This is a genomic window from Lelliottia sp. (assembly GCF_045627565.1).
Taxonomy (GTDB): Bacteria; Pseudomonadota; Gammaproteobacteria; order Enterobacterales; family Enterobacteriaceae; genus Enterobacter.
The window spans coordinates 160266-178207 of sequence record NZ_JAZQNX010000001.1 but is presented as its reverse complement, the minus strand read 5'-3'; the positions used below and the strand labels follow the sequence as shown (position 1 = coordinate 178207).

Sequence of the window (17942 nt, the reverse complement as noted above, 5' to 3'; positions counted from 1 at the left end):
TCCTAATGAAAGCAGGTGTACATTGGCGCAGATTGTAGGGAGTGCAATCTGGCTTGTGAAACGCTAATATTTGGCGGTTGCGTTCAAAAATTTTGCAGGCAAAAAATGTGGTCTGAATATTCTTTAGAAGTCGTGGATGCTGTCGCCCGAAATGGCAGCTTTAGCGGAGCCGCGCAGGAACTGCATCGCGTACCTTCTGCCGTAAGCTATACGGTGCGTCAGATGGAGGAGTGGCTGGCGGTACCGCTGTTCGAACGCCGTCATCGCGATGTCGTTCTGACCCCCGCTGGCGTATGGTTTTTGAAAGAAGGCCGATCTGTTATCAAAAAAATGATGATCACGCGTGAACAGTGCCAGCAGATTGCCAATGGCTGGCGCGGTCATCTTTCTATTGCGGTGGATAACATCGTAAAACCTGAACGGACGCGGCAGATGGTGGTTGATTTCTACCGGCATTTCTCAGATGTAGAACTTCGCGTGTCCCAGGAAGTGTTTAATGGCGTATGGGATGCGCTATCGGACGGCAGGGTGGAGATGGCGATCGGCGCGACGCAGGCCATTCCCGTCGGGGGGCGTTACGCCTTTAGGGATATGGGAACGCTGAGCTGGAGCTGCGTGGTGGCAAGCGATCATCCTCTGGCTGCGATGGACGGGCCGCTGAGTGACGACGTGTTGCGCAACTGGCCGTCGCTGGTGATGGAGGATACGTCGCGCTCGCTGCCAAAACGCATCACCTGGCTGCTTGATAACCAGCGGCGGGTCGTCGCGCCAGACTGGGAATCATCGGCAACCTGTTTGTCGGCTGGGCTGTGTGTGGGGATGGTGCCCGTACATTTCGCGCGTCCACGGATTGATCGCGGAGAATGGGTGGCGCTTGAGCTTGAAAATCCGTTCCCGGATGCGGCCTGCTGCCTGACATGGCAGCAAAACGATATGTCTCCTGCGCTGGCCTGGCTGCTGGATTATTTGGGGGATAGCGAAACGTTGAACAGAGAGTGGTTACGGGAGCCGGAATAACCGGCCCCGTAGAAACGATTAACGACGGTAATCGCGGAACGGACCGTCAGCGACGGAGCGACGTTCAATCAGGCGCGGATGGACTTCAATTGATTGAGACTCTTCACGTTTGCTGACGATACGATCCATCAGCATGTTGAATGCCGTTTCACCCAAAGAGTCTTTCGGCTGGTGAATCGTCGTCAGCGCGGGAGTAAAGTAGCGAGCGTTGCGCACGTTATCATACCCGATCACGGAAATATCCTGCGGGACGCGCAAACCAAGCTCATCGGCGGCGCAAAGCGCGCCCATTGCCATAATATCACCGCCACAGAATACGGCAGTCGGACGATGCGGCTGCGAAACGATCTGCTGCATTGCGCGGTAGCCTGATTCCGGTTCAAAGTCACCCTGGACAATCCAGTTTTCCGGAACGGTAATCAGCGCTTCTTCCATGGCTTTCATAAAGCCCGCCAGGCGGCCTGCACCGGTATTACGCTCCAGCGGACCGGGGATGACACCAATCTCGCGATGACCGCGTTCAATCAGGTAACGGCCAGCCATGTACCCGCCTTCAAAGGCGTTATCGTTGACGGAATCGGTAAAATCAGCGCGCGTATCGCCCCAATCCATCACCACCATCGGGATATGACGGTACTCTTCCAGCATCGACAGCACGGATTCAGGGTATTCAGAACACATGACCAACAGGCCATCGACGCGCTTTTGCGCCAACATCGACAGGTAAGCGCGCTGTTTTTCCTGGCTGTTCCAGGCATTTCCCAGAATCAGGGTATAGCCTTTCTGGAAGCAGTTTTTTTCTACTGCCTCGATAATTTCGGCGAAATAGGCGGCTTCGCTGCTGGTCGCCAGCAGACCAATCGACTTGGTGTGATTTACTTTCAAGCTGCGAGCCACGGCGCTAGGGGAGTAGTGCAATTCTTTGATTGCGGCCCAAACGGCGTTGCGCGTCTCTTCCGCCACGAAACGGGTTTTGTTAATTACATGTGATACGGTTGTAGTGGAAACGTTTGCGCGTTTCGCTACATCTTTAATTGTTGCCATTAGCTGTCACTCCAGACCATATCCTAAGCTCCTGATAAATTGAGAGGTAAACGTTTGCCTTCTCTCACCCTAATCTCGCAAATTGAATTGCGATACGCCGGGAAAACGACACAGGACGTCAGGAGGGGGTCAGTGGCCGGTACGCTTATAAATTTAGCGTGGAATTTTGTCCTATCTTGATGAAAAGGGGAAGCGCAAAAACGGTTATGAGCCTAAATCGAGGAAGATTTTTGAGCGAAACTGTGTAAAAATGAGCAAGCTCACTTTTCATGTGGGGATTAAAAGGAGAAAAATTGATGAATACCGATCTTAAGTTTTCGTTAACGACCACGATTATCGTGCTGGGTTTGATTGTTGCGGCAAGTTTTACGGCTATTCTGCACTGATTCAGGCGGGGGAGAGCCTTCTCCCTCGTTTTCTTCCTTCGATTGTTACTCTCCCGACAATAATCTTTTGCCAATTTGTTAACTTCTCATTTTTTGTGATTGCTGTCATGCTTTCGACATGTTTTTTCTGTGTCGCGTAATGACACGGTTTCCGGAGTTAATGAATGAAAATCAATTTTCCACTGCTGGCCCTCGCGATTGGCGCATTTGGGATTGGCACCACCGAGTTCTCCCCAATGGGGCTGCTACCGGTTATTGCTAAAGGGATGGATGTTTCTATTCCTGCGGCGGGAATGCTGATCAGTGCTTATGCCATTGGCGTGATGATCGGTGCGCCTTTGATGACGTTACTGCTTTCGCATCGCGCGCGTCGAAATGCGCTTATTTTCCTGATGGCCATTTTCACATTGGGGAATGTGCTTTCGGCACTCTCTCCGGACTACACCACCCTCCTGTTGTCGCGCATTTTGACCAGCCTCAATCATGGCGCATTCTTTGGCCTGGGGTCGGTGGTGGCCGCGAGCGTAGTGCCTAAGCACAAGCAGGCCAGCGCGGTCGCCACGATGTTTATGGGGCTCACGATAGCGAATATTGGCGGCGTGCCGGCGGCGACCTGGCTGGGTGAAGTCATCGGCTGGCGTATGTCGTTCCTCGCCACAGCGATGCTGGGTGTCGTGGCGATGATCGCGCTGTTCTTCTCGTTGCCGAAAGGTGGGGCAGGCGAGCGTCCGGACGTACGCAAAGAGCTGTCGGTTCTGCTCCGCCCGCAGGTGCTGTCAGCGCTGTTGACGACGGTGCTGGGCGCTGGAGCCATGTTTACGCTCTATACCTATATTTCACCCGTGCTGCACGACATCACGCATGCCACACCGTTCTTTGTGACGGCAATGTTGGTATTGATTGGTGTGGGCTTCACCATCGGCAACTATCTGGGCGGCAAGCTGGCCGACCGTTCGGTGAGCGGCACGTTGAAAGGATTTTTAACCCTGCTGATCGTCATCATGGTCGCCATTCCGTGGTTAGCACGTAATGAGTTCGGAGCCGCTATCGCCATGGTGGTTTGGGGCGCAGCCACGTTTGCGGTGGTACCGCCGTTGCAGATGCGAGTGATGCGTGTAGCTCACGAAGCACCAGGGCTTTCGTCTTCAGTCAATATCGGGGCGTTTAACCTGGGCAATGCGCTTGGCGCAGCGGCGGGGGGCGCGGTGATCTCCGCGGGGCTGGGTTACAGCTTTGTTCCGGTTATGGGAGCGATCATCGCCGGGCTGGGTCTGCTGTTGGTGCTGTTGTCCGGGCGCAAACAACCGCAACCGGATTGCGCAACAGAGTGATAAAAACGCAGAAGGGTTACCCCTTCTGCGTGTCTTTTACGCGGCGAAGTTCTTCGCAACAAATTCCCAGTTCACCAGCGCCCAGAAATGTTCCAGATAGTTTGGGCGAGCGTTACGGTAATCAATATAGTAAGCGTGTTCCCACACATCGACGGTCATCAGCGGTGTGGCAGCAGTGGTCAACGGTGTTCCTGCGTTGGACGTCGACACGATCGCCAGTTTGCCATCCGCTTCTTTGACCAGCCAGGTCCAGCCTGCACCAAAGTTCTTAACCGCCGCATCCGTAAACTTCGCTTTAAAGTCTGCAAAGCTACCGAAAGCGTTATTGATGGCAGTTGCCAGCTCGCCAGTCGGCTCTCCGCCTGCGTTTGGCGCCAGACAGTTCCAGTAGAACGTGTGATTCCAGACCTGCGCGGCGTTATTGAATACACCCCCCTCTGAGCTGCGTACGATCTCTTCCAGGGTTTTCCCTTCAAAGGCCGTATCTTTGATCAGATTGTTCAGGTTGGTGACATAGGTCTGATGATGTTTGCCGTAATGGTACTCCAGGGTTTCCACGGAAATATGGGGGACCAGGGCGTCTTTTGCATACGGTAATGCAGGTAATTCGAACGACATTGCTTCTCTCCTTATTATTTTATGCACACCCAATAACCCTATTGAGTGTAAGGGTAGAGTAGCAAATTGAAGGGATCGGCAAAAGAGGAACTTACCCTGCCGACAGCGCGACAGGGCAGGGATTAGCGGATGGTTTTCGGCGTCATGACACGGCGCGCGCCAACGTAGTGGCGGACCCAATAATCTTCGCTAAGGGAGGTTATCTGAATATCCTGGCCGCTGCGTGGGGACTGAATGAATTTTCCGTTGCCCACATAAACGCCAACGTGATCGGCGGTGCCGCGACCCTGAGTACGGAAGAACACTAAATCGCCGCTCTCCAGTTCGCCACGATTGACGGATGCCGCATCACGCAGGTGGTACATCTCATTCGCGGTACGTGGGATGCGGAATTTCACTAAATCTTTGTAGGCGTAATAAACCAGGCCGCTGCAATCAAAACCGGTACGCGGCGAGGTGCCACCCCAACGGTAAGGCTTGCCAATTTGTCCCATCAGTTTATTCATGGCCGTTTTTTGTGCCTTCTGCACACGGACTTTATGCACTTCTGATAGTTTCGCCGTTTTCCCCACTTTCAGACAGTTTGATTTATGCCCTTTTCGCACGGTGCATTTTTCAGTGACGAGAGTTGAGGCAGTACGGGAGGTTTTGCGGGTTTTCTTGGCGGCAGGCTTGCTGGTCTTGTTGGAAACGGTTTGCTGCTTGTGATTCGCTGTTTTTTTCTTTTCGTTTTTGGTAGTGGTTTTTTTCTTACGTTCTGTGCTTTTCGCCAGATGCGTTTTTTGTACGGCCGAATGCCGCGCCTGCTCAGAGGCGTTAGCCATCGGCGTGAATGAAAGTGTTGTAAACAGTAAAGCACAGAGCGTGATCGAGATTTTATTTATCCGCGCCACTGGGCATTCCCCTGGTTGTTGCAGGTCATCAATAATACCTGCGTGTGATTTACAAAGCCCGTCGATTCTAATCTATATAAACCTAATTCGTTAAGTCTCTTTTTAGATCTAAAATCGCGTTTCGCTAGCAAGTGCAAATATTTTCGCCAAACTGAAGCGCTTTTGCTCACACTATGAGCAAGGCCACAGACAACGCAGGGTTAAACTATATTGCGAATGCAACTTCTGCAGACACACGTTAAGATATATAAACGTGACAAAAATGTTATTTTCCGATATTGGTCTGAACCGCTACAATGTCAGACGATTGCCGTAACAGAAGTTTAAGGAAGCAAGAAATGACCACGACTATTGAAAAAATTCAGCGCCAGGTTGCTGAAAACCCGATCCTGCTGTACATGAAAGGTTCTCCAAAGCTGCCAAGCTGCGGCTTTTCCGCGCAAGCGGTACAGGCGCTTTCAGCGTGTGGCGAGCGTTTTGCTTACGTTGATATCCTGCAAAACCCGGATATCCGTGCTGAAATGCCGAAATACGCTAACTGGCCGACCTTCCCGCAGCTGTGGGTTGATGGTGAGCTGGTTGGCGGTTGCGACATCATGATCGAAATGTATCAGCGTGGCGAACTGCAGCAGTTGATCAAAGAAACCGCGGCGAAGTACAAAACCGAAGAACCTGACGCAGAGTAACGTTTTGCATCAGACATAAAAAAGCGACCCTTCGGTCGCTTTTTTTATTCTTCGCTATCGTTGTCGCTTTCAGCCATCGGCAACGGCCAGCCGCCAAGGCGTTTCCAGCGGTTCACTATTTCACAGAATAATTCCGCAGTGCGTTCCGTATCGTACAGCGCGGAGTGCGCCTGCGTACCGTCAAAATCAATGCCCGCCGTGATACAGGCTTTAGACAGCACCGTTTGCCCCAGTGCCAGGCCGCTCAGCGCGGCGGTGTCGAAGGTCACAAACGGGTGGAACGGGTTGCGTTTCAATGATGCGCGTTCAGAGGCCGCCATCATAAAGCTGTGATCGAACGTAGCGTTATGCGCCACCATGATCGCGCGATTGCAATTGCTGTCCTTCATCCCTTTGCGCACCATTTTATAGATGGCGTGTAACGCGTCATATTCGCTTACTGCGCCGCGCAAGGGGTTATGCGGATCGATGCCGTTAAAAGCCAGCGCTTCGGGTTGAAGATTGGCGCCTTCGAAAGGATCTACATGGAAATGTAGCGTGGTGTCCGGAGTAAGCCAGCCCTGTTCATCCATTTTCAGCGTGATGGCAGCAATCTCGAGCAGCGCATCGGTTTTAGCGTTAAATCCAGCTGTTTCAACATCAATAACAACAGGATAAAAACCACGAAAACGGTCGCACAGACCGGTAAGTTGAGCGTTATCGGACATCAGGGTCTCTTACAAGGGGAAAAAAAGCAGTGCGCATTATGGCAAATTTTGAGAGGGGATGCAGTAAAACAACGGGCGCAAAATGCGCCCGGAGGGATTAATCGCCCAGACCGCGACCGGCGTCTTTGGCTTCGATCAGTTCGATTTTATAACCGTCTGGATCTTCAACGAAGGCGATGACGGTGGTGCCGCCTTTTACCGGACCGGCTTCGCGAGTGACGTTACCCCCGTTGCTGCGGATGCGTTCGCAGGCTTCAGCGGCGTTATCCACTTCCAGCGCGATATGGCCGTAGGCGGTGCCCAGCTCATAGCTGTCGACATCCCAGTTATAGGTCAGCTCGATAACGGCTTCATCGCTTTCCGGGCCGTAGCCCACAAACGCCAGTGAATATTTGTATTCCGGGTTTTCGCTGGTGCGCAGCAGTTGCATACCCAAAACGTTTGTGTAGAAATCGATAGAACGTTGCAGGTTGCCAACGCGCAGCATCGTGTGAAGTAGGCGCATAATTTCCTCTTAACCAACTCAATGGCATATCTTTTTGAACAGAAACGATGTTTTAGTATAGCGGCGAATCATCGCCGCTATCAATGGACAGCAGAGGGATTATAAAGAAGGGTAGTCAGTGTAGCCTTCAGCGCCGCCGCCATAGAAGCTCTCAGGGCGCTGCGGGTTTAATTCCACTTTACGCTCAAGACGTGCCACCAGGTCAGGGTTCGCGATGTAATCACGACCAAAGGCCACTGCGTCGATCAACCCTTTGTTAATCAAATCTTCTGCTTTCTCTGGCGTGTAAGCGCCTGCACCGATGATCACACCGTGAAAACGTGCGCGGACTTTTTCACGGAAGGCATCAGAGTACGGCTCGCCGCCTGCCCAGTCTGGTTCGGACATATGCAGATACGCGATTCCGCGTTTCGCCAGCTCTTCAATCAGGTACAGCGCGTCAGCTTCTTCGTTTGGACCGTTATCCACATTCTGGAAAGAACCGATTGGAGAAACACGAATACCGATACGGTCCGGGTTCCATTCCTGACACACGGTGTCAACCACTTCCAGCACCAGGCGCGCGCGGTTTTCAACGCTACCGCCGTACTGATCGGTACGCTGGTTAGATGATGGTGACAGGAACTGGTGCAACAGATAACCGTGCGCAGAGTGCAGTTCCACTAAATCAAAGCCTGCTTCACGCGCATTAGCCACCGCCTGACGGAAATCGTTAACGATGCCTGGGATTTCGTCGAGTTCAAGTGCGCGCGGCGTAGAGGTATCGACACGAATCGCCTGGCCGTTTTCATCACGCAGAGAAGTGCGCGTGCCTGCATTTAACGCGGAGGCTGAAACAGGGGCTTCGCCGCCAGGTTGAATGCTGCTATGTGAGATACGACCGGTGTGCCACAGCTGAACGGCAATACGGCCATCTTCAGCGTGAACGCCCGCGGTGATTTTTTTCCACGCTGCGATTTGCTCTGGGCTGTGCAGACCCGGTGCGCCGGCATAACCTTTTGCTTGTGCGGAGATCTGCGTTGCTTCGGAGATGATCAGACCGGAGCTGGCTCGCTGGCGATAATATTCACCCATCAGCGGGGTAGGAATATCACCCGGCTCAATACTGCGCAGACGGGTGAGTGGGGCCATAAACACGCGATTCGGTGCAGTGACCGCGCCCACTTTCAGTGGGGTGAATAATTTTTCTGCTGACATTGTGACTCCTGAGTAGACCGGTCGTCTAGTGATTTAATAAATAAAAACGCCTGTTAAACGACAGGCGTCGTAATGCAGTTTTCCACATGTGCCAGTGCGCTTTCGAGCGGCACGGCGCTGCGGGATATCTTAGCTTGCAGGTTTGCGCCCAACCACAGGGCATACAGCACCTGTGCCTGGGTCAAAGCATCGCCGGTAAAGCTCAGCGTTTTTTCATCGCGACCTTTTTCCAGCGCCTGGGCCAGCAGGGCGATAACGCCGCTGGCTCCCTTGTCCATCGCCGTGCGCATATCTTCAGAAAGATCGCACACTTCGGCAGACAGTTTGACGGTCAGACAACCACTGATAATGCCTTTCTGGCAAAACTGTCTCAGTGTTTCCTGATAATAGTTAAGAACACGATCGCGATAGCTGCCTTCACCACTCGCAAAGTGGGTGGCGAGTCGCTGATGGTAACAGGCATAGTGCCGTTCCAGCATTGCGACGCCAAACGCCTCTTTCGAGCGAAAGTAGTGATAAAACGAACCTTTAGGAACCTCAGCGGTTTTGAGTAACTCGCTAAGGCCCATACCCGTAAATCCGCGATGCATACAAAGTTGCTCGCCGGTTGCCAGTAAATGTTCGCGCGTATCGTGTTCAGTATTTCTGCTCATGTCGCCACTGTAATAGACCGTTCGGTCTAATGCAAGCGTCATGATGTGCGGCACGGTGCCAGAATGTCCATCTGCGGCTGATAAACCGATGATTTTATGTTCATCATACCCAGCGCCGTCGAGAATAAATTATCCTGCGATACGGTCTCTTTTGCCGCTTGATCGCGCAGACATGTCTCATTGACGCCAAAGTTCTTAACGTAATCCGGGGAGAGCCAGAACATAAACGGAATATGCGTTTGTTGCTCAGGCGCTAACATATACGGCGTACCGTGCAGGTACACGCCATTTTCACCCAGGGATTCACCGTGATCGGACAGATAAATGAGCGCCGTGTTCATCGTCGTTTGGCGTGCTTTTAGGGTATCTATCGCTTTCCCAAGCACGCTATCCGTATAAAGAATGGTGTTGTCGTAGGTGTTGATCAGCGCCTGGTGATCGCAATCCTGGATTTGGTTGGTGTCACAGGTCGGGGTGAAGCGACGGTAAGCCTGCGGGTAGCGCTGATAGTAGGCGGGTCCGTGGCTGCCCATCAGGTGGACCACCAGTACGGTGTCCTGCTTAAGGCCGTCCAACACGTTATCGAGCCGATTGAAGTTCACGTCGTCAATGCAGGATTTGTCTTTGCAAAACTGATCCAGTTTCCACTGCGTCATATCGGTATGCGGCACGCGATTACATGCGCCTTTGCAGCCGCCATCATTTTCACGCCAGAGAACATTGACGCCAGCATGCGCCAGCACGTCCAGTAACCCTTCCTGATGATGTGCCAAATCGGCGTCATATTTTTTACGCGGCATACCCGAGAACATGCAAGGAACGGAAACCGCCGTTTCTGTACCGCACGATGAAGCATGCGGGAAGTTAATGACGTTTTGTTGCTTCAGTTGTGGATTGGTGTCGCGTTCATATCCGTTCAGGGAATAGTTCGCTGCACGTGATGCTTCGCCAACCACCAGGATCAGTACGGTTTTTTTCTTTTGGGCAAGGATTGCCGGACCTTTATGGGCATCTTGTCCGATGCGCACCAGCGTTTGGTCGCCCGCAAACCAGCGTTCCTGGCTGTACTTCATCATTGCGCTGACGTAATTGGCAGGGGTGACCATTTTGACAATGCTTTTGTTGTTGCGAAACAGCGAGGCGTAATCCTTATAAAAAACGGAGGCCACCAAAATGATCACCATTAATGCGCCAAGTAGCGCGGCAAAACGCATCAGCAGCGCGTACCACCATTTACCGGAGCGAACACGAATAAACAGTAACGCGATGGAAGGGAGTAGCCCAATACCTGCAATCCACAGCAGCATCTGCGGTGTCACGAGTGCGGTGGCTTCCTGCGAGTTAGTTTCGAAGACATTCACCATCATGTTCTTATCGATAACCGCACCGTAGGTGTGCATGAAGTAGGTCGCACCGGCGCATCCCAGCGTCAACAAAATCAGCAAAGGTTTGCGAATAAAAGGGAGACTTATTACGCAAAAAATGATCACCCACCCGCAAAACAGCACCAGCGGCACCGATGCCGCGAATAACAGGTCGTGGAAATGTGCAGGAGCGATAATGCTCCAGCTGCGGCTGATAAACATCGCATTGAGAAGGGTAAAAAATAGGGCACAGCCCAGGGTGAAGGTTAAATCGCTACACTGTAACTTTTTCACTGACCACATCATTGAGAAACCAACTGTTTTATTGATGAGGCGAGTATACGCAGAGAAGATTAGTGAAACCTTAATGCCATGTTTCTACGTAAATCTCTTGCGGACGGGGCGTTTAGCGGCTTCACTGTAGATGAGAATGGTTTCAGGAGGTGTGTGTGGCAGAGCAACTGGAGTTTTTCCCCGTCCAGAGCCCATGCCGGGGCATTTGCCAGTCAGACGAGCGCGGTTTTTGTCGAGGCTGCATGCGCAGTCGTGACGAGCGTTTTAACTGGCAAAGAATGAGCGATGCGCAGAAGCAGGACGTGATCCGCCTGTGCCGTCAGCGTTTGTTGCGTAAATTACGCGCAAACAAACCTTCCGAAACCGAAGAACCCCAGCAACCTTCACTTTTTTAGCGGCACAAATGCGTATACTCATAACATTACTTCCTTGAGGAAATTGTTATGGTTCAGCGTATTGCCCTTGCCCCGCAGGGCCCGGAATTTTCACGTTTTGTCATGGGTTACTGGCGTTTGATGGACTGGAATATGTCCCCGCGCCAGCTTGTGAGTTTTATCGAAGAACATCTCGACCTGGGGATCACTACCGTCGATCATGCTGATATTTATGGCGGTTATCTCTGTGAGGCCGCGTTTGGCGAGGCGATGAAGTTAGCACCTGCGCTGCGTGAGCGTATGGAGATTGTCACTAAATGCGGCATTGCCACCACGGCGAATCCTGACCATGCGCTGGGTCATTACATCACTGATAGCGATCACATCATTAAAAGTGCCGAGCAGTCTCTGGTAAATCTGGCGACAGACCATCTTGATCTGCTGCTGATCCACCGCCCGGACCCGCTGATGGACGCCGATGAAGTTGCTGCTGCGTTTCTCAATCTGCACCAGAGCGGTAAAGTGCGTCACTTTGGCGTTTCGAACTTTACGCCTGCGCAGTTCTCGCTGCTTCAATCCCGTCTGCCGTTTACCCTTGCGACCAATCAGGTTGAAATCTCCCCAGTACACCAGCCGCTGCTGCTCGATGGCACGCTCGATCAACTGCAACAGCTGCGTATTCGTCCTATGGCGTGGTCTTGTCTCGGCGGTGGACGTCTGTTCAATGACGACGCTTTCCAGCCGCTACGTGATGAGATTCAAACCGTTGCTCGTGAACTCAATGCCGAAAGTATTGAGCAAGTCGTGTACGCCTGGATAATGCGCTTGCCTTCACAACCGCTGCCGATTATCGGCTCGGGCAAAATTGAGCGTGTGCGTTCGGCAATAGCGGCTGAAGATCTGCAAATGACGCGTCAGCAATGGTTCCGAATTCGTAAAGCTGCGCTGGGTTACGACGTCCCTTAATAACGTTTATTGGCGACTTTCCGGTGAAAATGCTGCCCCTGGTATAAACTTAAGGGGCAAAAAATAACCCGTGGAGGTCTCATGAAGCATTTTGCTCTGGCAGCGATCGCGCTGGTTGTGTGTGCAGGCGCGCAGGCAGCCAGCGATAAAGTTGAAATAAATCTCGTCACCTCTCAGGGGATAGGCCAGTCGATCGGGACAGTGAACATTACTGAAACCGACAAAGGGCTGGAATTTACCCCCGATCTTAAAGCCCTCCCTCCCGGTGAACATGGTTTTCATGTTCACGCGAAGGGCAGCTGTCAGCCAGCGCTCAAAGACGGTAAAGCGTCTGCGGCTGAAGCGGCTGGCGGCCATTTAGATCCTCATCAAACCGCTAAACACGAAGGGCCAGAAGGCATGGGGCATACCGGCGATCTCCCGGTATTAGTGGTCAATAATGACGGGAAAGCAACAGAGGCTGTTGTTGCACCGCGGCTGAAAAAACTCGATGACGTAAAAGGTAAAGCGCTGATGATCCACGTGGGCGGCGATAACATGTCCGATCAGCCTAAACCCTTGGGCGGCGGCGGGGCGCGTTATGCATGCGGCGTGATTTGATCGGCAATAGTGCCGGGTGGCGGTGCTTGTTCCAGCTGTGAAAGCGAGCAGTGTAACCGCCAGATGATTGACGCCAGATCGCGCGCTGCCGGCTGATGGTGGCGCGCGAGAGTCTCGCAAATTCGCTGTAACTCGTTAAGCGTCACCGCCAGCGGACGCTGCTGAACACCGCGTTCACTCATGACATCCCGCAGCAATGCAATGCACACATCACGCACCTGTGAAAGCGGGTCTGAACGCGTTTCCCATGATCGCAACTGCCACACCACATGTGAGCAATTCAGCAGCACGACGCCCCAGCGCAGTAGCCAGCGCCGGGATAATTCATCCTGACTGCCGTTTAACTGGCTAACGTGATGGTAAACCAATGATTCATATTCATTTTCGCGAAGATACGGCTTGCGGCTGAGCTGGTCAACAAAACCCCGCCGTAGTTCACGGATATGCCGTCGACTTTTACGCGCATCGGAGCCTGGTCGCAGTACGGCAAACGCCAGCCATGCCAGCCCAACACCCAGAATTTTCGCCAGATTATCATTCAGAAAATCTGCAAAGTCATAGACCGGCGGATTCGTCACTGCGATGAATGACCCCATAAAGACGATCAACTGTCCCCATAACCCTGCAAATTTCAGCATCTGCAATTTCAGGAGTTGCATTGTGGTGAGTAGCGGGAACAGGAATAACAGAAATTGCCACAGATCGGTTATCTGTACCATCAAGCCAAATTTCACCACAAAACTGAAGAGCGAAAGCAGCACCAGCGTGCGTAGCAGCAATGTGAGAGAGTTAAAGGGGGAGGCGACAACGGAGTAAAGCACACAACTGATCGCTGCCAGCGTCAGTGCCGCGCTACCTGACTCCCACTGGGTGACGATGCTCCAGGTACCCACCAACATAAGCGCGCAGAAGGTGCGAAAACCGCTCCAGAGTGCCTCAAGATTATCGGTATGTCTTGTCAGCGAGGGGCTGGCGGGAACGGCGAACTCAGTGATTGGCGTCGCGTCTTCAAGGATTTTGATCCAGCGACTGCTGCGTAAATACAGGCGACAAAAATACTGAAGCCGCGACCAGAAAGCGCGATGTCGATAATCATACTCATCGACTGGCGCGAGCGGCGCAATAATGCGCGCGACTGTGTACATATCGGCATTGGGATGCGCCAGCGCCACTAAAACATGTTCAATGATTTGACGCGTATTTTCTGGCGGATTGGGCCAATTCAACAGAATTCTGCGCAAGCCTGAAATGGCGCTGGTCATTCTGAGCTGCTGGTGGAGCAAATAATTCAGTAACCTGTTCTGACGGCGGAAGCGGTAGTGACTCCAGAAAGCCTGAATGCGCAGCAGATTCGTGGTCAGGATTTGTCCAATTACTTTTTCATGAGCAAGCCGGATGGTGTCGTTGGTGTCGGGTTGCCAGAGCAAACTCGCGTGTTCGAGCAGCCGCGTGTGCAGGGTTTTTAGCGCGGAGATAAGCGTCGTACCATCAGAGGTGCTCGGCAGAATCATCATCATGACGCCACCACACAGAATACCGATGATGACTTCACACACGCGAGCCTGGGCGATATCCCAAAGTTCTGTTGTATCCAGAATATTGACGACCGGGAAAGCAATAATGGCCGCCGTGTATCCTGCAAGCTGGAATGCGTAAGCAACATTATTGGTGAAATGCGCGCAGGCCCAGGTGCAGAGCCCCAGCCAGGCAGCCATGCTCAGTAAAAAGAGCCAGGGATCGTTAAGCGTATTCCCGGCAATGATCAGCGCCGCCATGGCACCCAATAAACTGCCCGCCACACGTCCCAGACTTTTGCTTATCACGCCGCCCACGGTCGGAAAGCTGACGACCGCCGCAGACGTCATTGCCCAGTAAGGTTCATCAAGATTCAGATAATAGGCGACGCTAAGTGCAAGACACATGGCAATACCATTGCGCAAAGCGTATCGCCACTGCGGGCGAGTGGCGTTGAGCCATGGCAAATGACGCCATGAGAGCGCGGCCAGTTTCATTAATGCTTCCCGATGGATACGGTACACGTCGTCCCGGACACCAGCGTCACGTCTTTGGGGAGAGCGGTGAACTCAACGCGTACTGGAACGCGCTGGGCGAGGCGCACCCATGGCACGTTAGGTTTGATATCGGGAACCAAACCCGAATCGGTCTCAACGCTTTGATCGTAGATCGCGCGGCCTATGCTGCCTACGTGACCCTGTAACGTCACGGAGCTACTGTAAAGCGTGATTTGCGCCGGTGCGCCTTCGCGGATGTGGCGGAGTTTAGTCTCCTCGAAATACCCGATAACGTAAAACGAGTGACTGTCCACCAGCGCAAATACCGGCTTGCCCTGCGTTGCATAATCGCCCACACGGGTCGAAAGATTCGTTATCCAGCCATCGACCGGCGCTTTGACCACGGTTTGCGTCAACTGCCATTGCGCTTGCTTCAGCGTCGCTTCGGCCACTTGCACACTCGCCTGCATCGCCTTGACGTTAATATTCGCGGTATCGAGATCTTCAGCGGAGATGTAATTCTGTGAAAGATGACGGCGGCGACTGGCTTCGTTATTGGCTTTAGCCAGATCTGATTGCGCTTTAGTAAGCTGCGCCTCGGCGTTCAGCACCGCGATATTGAACGGTGTCTCATCAATTCGAAATAAAACGTCACCTTGTTTCACGTACTGATTATCTTTAATGAGAAGCGTGGTGATACTGCCGGAAACTTGAGGCGTAATGCTGACCTGCTCGGCACGAATTTTTCCATCGCGCGTCCAGGGTGACTGCATGTAAAAATTCCACAGCCACCAACCCGCGACGAGTGCCAGCGCAAGAACAAGGAGAGTAGAAAAGTATTTTAGCGTTTTCAGAGACATATTCACCACGCAATCAGTAAAGCCAGACCCAGAGAGACGGAAAGGGCGAAGAGCGAAAGATCCATGAGCATCGGATGCCAAATCTCGCCGGAATACATCCAGTCACGAAGCACTCTGTGCGCGACAAGCCAGATAAGAAAACCCAGCATCACCGCTTTAAAAAGGGGAGGGAAATAGACAGAAGCACCAACAATCAGGTCCTGTAGGGGGAATCCCGCAGAGCTAAATGAGAACTTCACAAGCAGAGATCCTTTGCAGTGGAAAGTGGCCTGAGGGACTAAACACGATGAACAGCCTTCATTAAGGTTAAATTATATGTCCAAAGTGGAGGAATGCAGTATTGCATTTGTTTTGGCAATATAATTGCTGCACACTATTCTAAAATCAGTATAATAACTTAGCAAGCTAATTATAAGGAGATGAAATTGGAATCGCCATTAGGTTCTGATCTGGCCAGGTTGGTACGCATCTGGCGTGCTCTGATTGACCATCGCCTGAAACCTCTGGAATTGACGCAGACGCATTGGGTTACGCTGCATAACATCCATCAGTTGCCGCCTGAGCAGTCGCAAATTCAACTGGCAAAAGCGATAGGAATTGAACAGCCGTCTCTGGTGCGAACGCTCGATCAACTGGAGGAGAAGGGGTTAATTTCCCGGCAAACCTGCGCCAGCGATCGTCGTGCCAAACGTATCAAACTGACTGACAAAGCGGCACCTATCATCACCGAGATGGAAGCCGTCATCAGTAAAACACGTGGGGAAATTCTGTCGGGTATTTCGCCTGCGGAACTGGAACAACTCATCGGAATGATTGCTCGTCTTGAGCAAAATATTAACGAGTTGCAAACCCGCGACTAACGTCATGAAAAGCCTTGCCTCGCAAGGCTTTATTTTACTTATACACCACCACTCGATTTCGACCCGTCTCTTTTGCCTCATACATCGCCTTATCCGCACGCTCTACACACTCCTCAGCGGTCACCGGCAACGTGGTTGCGGTGTAAATGCCCATACTGATGGTAACCCATTCCGGCAGCATTCCTTCCGTTGTGATCCGATCAAAGCTGCTTAAGCGGAGGCGAATACGCTCTGCCACGAGCCTGGCGGCCTCGGAATGTGTGTTACTCAGCAACAACACAAACTCTTCTCCCCCAATCCGTGCGGTAATATCTTGCGGACGTACTGAATCCATCAACAAATTAGCGACGAACTGCAGCACTTTATCGCCTTGCAGATGGCCATAGTTGTCGTTAATCCGTTTGAAATAGTCGAGATCGCACACGATAACGGAAACCGGATGACTGTCCGTTATCTTACCGAGCGCCTGATTCAGGCTCTCGTAAAAGTAACTGCGATTGTAGAGTCGCGTTAGCGCATCTCGAATTGAATTCTGATAAGACTGCTGGTATTTGATGTGGGAATTTCGATAAAGACTGAAGACATCATGCAGTAGGGTTAAAATGATCAGCAATGACGCGGTGGTTTCAAACAAACGCGCGCTATACCAGACGGAACCCCCAATGAAATCGGCGGGCAATAAGGTGATTAATATAATCACATAGCAAGTACATAAGAACGTTCCACTCGCCCAGAATAGATTGCGCAATCGGGTAATGATTAACAGCGTCGTGAGCGCAATAAGCCATAATATAATCAACGCCCCATTAATTATCTGCTTCCATAACGCCGTGAATTGTCGAGTCGTATTATTGATAAGATCGAGCGGGAACAGCTCGCTATGACCTGAATAAAACCATGCCACGGTCACCATCGTCAGCGTAAAAAACAATAATCCAGCAAAGGTCAGGTGACGCATCAGGCGTGTTAGAGGGGAATGGCGGAAAATAAACAGCACGCCGGCAAGCGTAAACAAAACAGCCATCATGACGTTGCGCATCATGAAGAAAATCATCGCGCCGCTGTAATTGACGTGAGGCATGTCGGGTTGCATCAGCCAGACGGGAAAACAGGTGAGTGTGGCGAGTAATAGGACAGTTGAGCCTGTAAAGGCGAACGCGATCGCGAGATGATAAATGCGCTTTTTGTCACACCAATATTTCATCACCATAAAACAGGCAATGAATAAATGAAAAACCGCCAGGAAACTTGTTAATAGCGGAAAGAGTAACGGCGAGAAGGCAGGGGCGAAGTTCAGCAGTTTTACAGAAAGAACGTGTAATGCCACAAAGAAAAACAAACAGAAAAAGGTAAAGGCAACATATCTGTTTCTCAGTCGTGGACTTATCGTAATCATAGGTGTTCTTAAGTGAGAAATCAGTTTAATGCAGAAAGAGTAAAAAGAGAGACTATCGGTTTTCGACGGAATTACTTTGCGCTGGGACAATATAAAAGGAGGTGCGTCAATTAAACATTTTGCATGCTTAATATTATGTAACGAATGAATAATAGATATTAGAGAATGTGGTCCGAAGA

20 protein-coding genes are annotated in these 17942 nt (G+C 51.8%); 8 read left to right on the top strand and 12 right to left on the bottom strand.

Annotated features, from left to right (window positions below; translation table 11 throughout):
• The first annotated feature begins 105 nt into the window (after positions 1–105).
• Complete coding sequence (gene punR, locus ACKI5T_RS00940) at positions 106–1017, top strand: DNA-binding transcriptional activator PunR (protein WP_235135426.1); 912 nt, start codon at positions 106–108, stop codon at positions 1015–1017.
• Between the two features lie 18 nt (positions 1018–1035).
• On the opposite strand, the gene purR is transcribed toward punR, so the two are convergent.
• Complete coding sequence (gene purR, locus ACKI5T_RS00935) at positions 1036–2061, bottom strand: HTH-type transcriptional repressor PurR (RefSeq protein WP_407434940.1); 1026 nt, start codon at positions 2059–2061, stop codon at positions 1036–1038.
• A 296-nt stretch (positions 2062–2357) separates the two neighbouring features.
• Between purR and ACKI5T_RS00930 the strand changes: the two genes are divergently transcribed.
• Complete coding sequence (locus ACKI5T_RS00930) at positions 2358–2447, top strand: YnhF family membrane protein (protein WP_040075924.1); 90 nt, start codon at positions 2358–2360, stop codon at positions 2445–2447.
• 164 nt (positions 2448–2611) lie between these two features.
• Positions 2612–3778 carry an MFS transporter gene (locus tag ACKI5T_RS00925; RefSeq protein WP_407434937.1) on the top strand — a complete coding sequence of 389 codons (1167 nt, stop codon included), beginning with the start codon at positions 2612–2614 and terminating at the stop codon, positions 3776–3778.
• Positions 3779–3814: 36 nt separating this feature from the next.
• Here the strand turns inward: ACKI5T_RS00925 and sodB are convergent, their stop codons facing one another.
• Both sodB and ACKI5T_RS00915 read right to left on the bottom strand, forming a co-directional pair.
• Positions 3815–4396, bottom strand: a complete 582-nt coding sequence (sodB, locus tag ACKI5T_RS00920) for a superoxide dismutase [Fe] (protein ID WP_186754236.1) — start codon at positions 4394–4396, stop codon at positions 3815–3817.
• Positions 4397–4518: 122 nt separating this feature from the next.
• Positions 4519–5289, bottom strand: coding sequence for a C40 family peptidase (locus tag ACKI5T_RS00915; protein ID WP_407434935.1), 771 nt, complete (start codon positions 5287–5289; stop codon positions 4519–4521).
• 338 nt (positions 5290–5627) lie between these two features.
• Between ACKI5T_RS00915 and grxD the strand changes: the two genes are divergently transcribed.
• Positions 5628–5975, top strand: coding sequence for a monothiol glutaredoxin 4 (gene grxD, locus ACKI5T_RS00910; RefSeq protein WP_133632367.1), 348 nt, complete (start codon positions 5628–5630; stop codon positions 5973–5975).
• Positions 5976–6019: 44 nt separating this feature from the next.
• On the opposite strand, the gene rnt is transcribed toward grxD, so the two are convergent.
• The 5 genes from rnt to eptA form a co-directional block, all read right to left on the bottom strand.
• Positions 6020–6682, bottom strand: coding sequence for a ribonuclease T (gene rnt, locus ACKI5T_RS00905; RefSeq protein ID WP_407434933.1), 663 nt, complete (start codon positions 6680–6682; stop codon positions 6020–6022).
• Between the two features lie 97 nt (positions 6683–6779).
• Positions 6780–7187 (bottom strand): lactoylglutathione lyase, encoded by a 408-nt coding sequence (gene gloA, locus ACKI5T_RS00900; protein ID WP_059178124.1) that lies wholly within the window; start codon positions 7185–7187, stop codon positions 6780–6782.
• Between the two features lie 99 nt (positions 7188–7286).
• Positions 7287–8384: an alkene reductase gene (locus ACKI5T_RS00895; protein ID WP_407434931.1), complete on the bottom strand. Its 1098-nt coding sequence runs from the start codon at positions 8382–8384 to the stop codon at positions 7287–7289.
• Between the two features lie 53 nt (positions 8385–8437).
• Positions 8438–9037 (bottom strand): TetR/AcrR family transcriptional regulator, encoded by a 600-nt coding sequence (locus ACKI5T_RS00890; protein ID WP_407435134.1) that lies wholly within the window; start codon positions 9035–9037, stop codon positions 8438–8440.
• Between the two features lie 38 nt (positions 9038–9075).
• Positions 9076–10704 carry a phosphoethanolamine transferase EptA gene (gene eptA, locus ACKI5T_RS00885; RefSeq protein ID WP_407435132.1) on the bottom strand — a complete coding sequence of 543 codons (1629 nt, stop codon included), beginning with the start codon at positions 10702–10704 and terminating at the stop codon, positions 9076–9078.
• A 146-nt stretch (positions 10705–10850) separates the two neighbouring features.
• On the opposite strand from eptA, the gene ACKI5T_RS00880 reads away from it, so the two are divergent.
• From ACKI5T_RS00880 to sodC, 3 genes are all read left to right on the top strand, one after another.
• Positions 10851–11090, top strand: coding sequence for a DUF1289 domain-containing protein (locus ACKI5T_RS00880; RefSeq protein ID WP_133632365.1), 240 nt, complete (start codon positions 10851–10853; stop codon positions 11088–11090).
• 48 nt (positions 11091–11138) lie between these two features.
• Positions 11139–12035: an aldo/keto reductase family oxidoreductase gene (locus tag ACKI5T_RS00875; RefSeq protein ID WP_407434929.1), complete on the top strand. Its 897-nt coding sequence runs from the start codon at positions 11139–11141 to the stop codon at positions 12033–12035.
• Positions 12036–12116: 81 nt separating this feature from the next.
• On the top strand, positions 12117–12635 hold the full coding sequence (sodC, locus tag ACKI5T_RS00870) for a superoxide dismutase [Cu-Zn] SodC (RefSeq protein ID WP_407434927.1): 519 nt from the start codon (positions 12117–12119) through the stop codon (positions 12633–12635).
• On the opposite strand, the gene ACKI5T_RS00865 is transcribed toward sodC, so the two are convergent.
• From ACKI5T_RS00865 to ACKI5T_RS00855, 3 genes are read right to left on the bottom strand one after another with little or no spacing between them, the layout of a single operon-like run.
• Positions 12614–14647, bottom strand: a complete 2034-nt coding sequence (locus ACKI5T_RS00865; protein WP_407434925.1) for an FUSC family protein — start codon at positions 14645–14647, stop codon at positions 12614–12616. The genes sodC and ACKI5T_RS00865 overlap by 22 nt on opposite strands.
• Complete coding sequence (locus ACKI5T_RS00860) at positions 14647–15507, bottom strand: efflux RND transporter periplasmic adaptor subunit (RefSeq protein WP_407434923.1); 861 nt, start codon at positions 15505–15507, stop codon at positions 14647–14649. Before ACKI5T_RS00860 ends, ACKI5T_RS00865 begins: the two co-directional genes overlap by 1 nt.
• A gap of 2 nt (positions 15508–15509) precedes the next feature.
• A complete protein-coding gene (locus ACKI5T_RS00855) occupies positions 15510–15746 on the bottom strand; it encodes a DUF1656 domain-containing protein (RefSeq protein ID WP_012017198.1) in 237 nt (78 codons plus the stop codon).
• A gap of 180 nt (positions 15747–15926) precedes the next feature.
• Between ACKI5T_RS00855 and slyA the strand changes: the two genes are divergently transcribed.
• A complete protein-coding gene (slyA, locus tag ACKI5T_RS00850) occupies positions 15927–16367 on the top strand; it encodes a transcriptional regulator SlyA (RefSeq protein ID WP_012017199.1) in 441 nt (146 codons plus the stop codon).
• Positions 16368–16401: 34 nt separating this feature from the next.
• On the opposite strand, the gene ACKI5T_RS00845 is transcribed toward slyA, so the two are convergent.
• Positions 16402–17763, bottom strand: a complete 1362-nt coding sequence (locus tag ACKI5T_RS00845; RefSeq protein ID WP_407435130.1) for a GGDEF domain-containing protein — start codon at positions 17761–17763, stop codon at positions 16402–16404.
• Between the last annotated feature and the right edge of the window lie 179 nt (positions 17764–17942).

Bases quoted from the DNA above. Each gene is read 5' to 3' on its own strand.
- punR (WP_235135426.1), top strand. From the start codon at position 106: ATGTGGTCTGAATATTCTTTAGAAGTCGTGGATGCTGTCGCCCGAAAT.
- purR (WP_407434940.1), bottom strand. From the start codon at position 2,061: ATGGCAACAATTAAAGATGTAGCGAAACGCGCAAACGTTTCCACTACA.
- ACKI5T_RS00930 (WP_040075924.1), top strand. From the start codon at position 2,358: ATGAATACCGATCTTAAGTTTTCGTTAACGACCACGATTATCGTGCTG.
- ACKI5T_RS00925 (WP_407434937.1), top strand. From the start codon at position 2,612: ATGAAAATCAATTTTCCACTGCTGGCCCTCGCGATTGGCGCATTTGGG.
- sodB (WP_186754236.1), bottom strand. From the start codon at position 4,396: ATGTCGTTCGAATTACCTGCATTACCGTATGCAAAAGACGCCCTGGTC.
- grxD (WP_133632367.1), top strand. From the start codon at position 5,628: ATGACCACGACTATTGAAAAAATTCAGCGCCAGGTTGCTGAAAACCCG.
- rnt (WP_407434933.1), bottom strand. From the start codon at position 6,682: ATGTCCGATAACGCTCAACTTACCGGTCTGTGCGACCGTTTTCGTGGT.
- gloA (WP_059178124.1), bottom strand. From the start codon at position 7,187: ATGCGCCTACTTCACACGATGCTGCGCGTTGGCAACCTGCAACGTTCT.
- ACKI5T_RS00895 (WP_407434931.1), bottom strand. From the start codon at position 8,384: ATGTCAGCAGAAAAATTATTCACCCCACTGAAAGTGGGCGCGGTCACT.
- ACKI5T_RS00890 (WP_407435134.1), bottom strand. From the start codon at position 9,037: ATGAGCAGAAATACTGAACACGATACGCGCGAACATTTACTGGCAACC.
- eptA (WP_407435132.1), bottom strand. From the start codon at position 10,704: ATGTGGTCAGTGAAAAAGTTACAGTGTAGCGATTTAACCTTCACCCTG.
- ACKI5T_RS00875 (WP_407434929.1), top strand. From the start codon at position 11,139: ATGGTTCAGCGTATTGCCCTTGCCCCGCAGGGCCCGGAATTTTCACGT.
- sodC (WP_407434927.1), top strand. From the start codon at position 12,117: ATGAAGCATTTTGCTCTGGCAGCGATCGCGCTGGTTGTGTGTGCAGGC.
- ACKI5T_RS00865 (WP_407434925.1), bottom strand. From the start codon at position 14,647: ATGAAACTGGCCGCGCTCTCATGGCGTCATTTGCCATGGCTCAACGCC.
- ACKI5T_RS00860 (WP_407434923.1), bottom strand. From the start codon at position 15,507: ATGTCTCTGAAAACGCTAAAATACTTTTCTACTCTCCTTGTTCTTGCG.
- slyA (WP_012017199.1), top strand. From the start codon at position 15,927: ATGAAATTGGAATCGCCATTAGGTTCTGATCTGGCCAGGTTGGTACGC.
- ACKI5T_RS00845 (WP_407435130.1), bottom strand. From the start codon at position 17,763: ATGATTACGATAAGTCCACGACTGAGAAACAGATATGTTGCCTTTACC.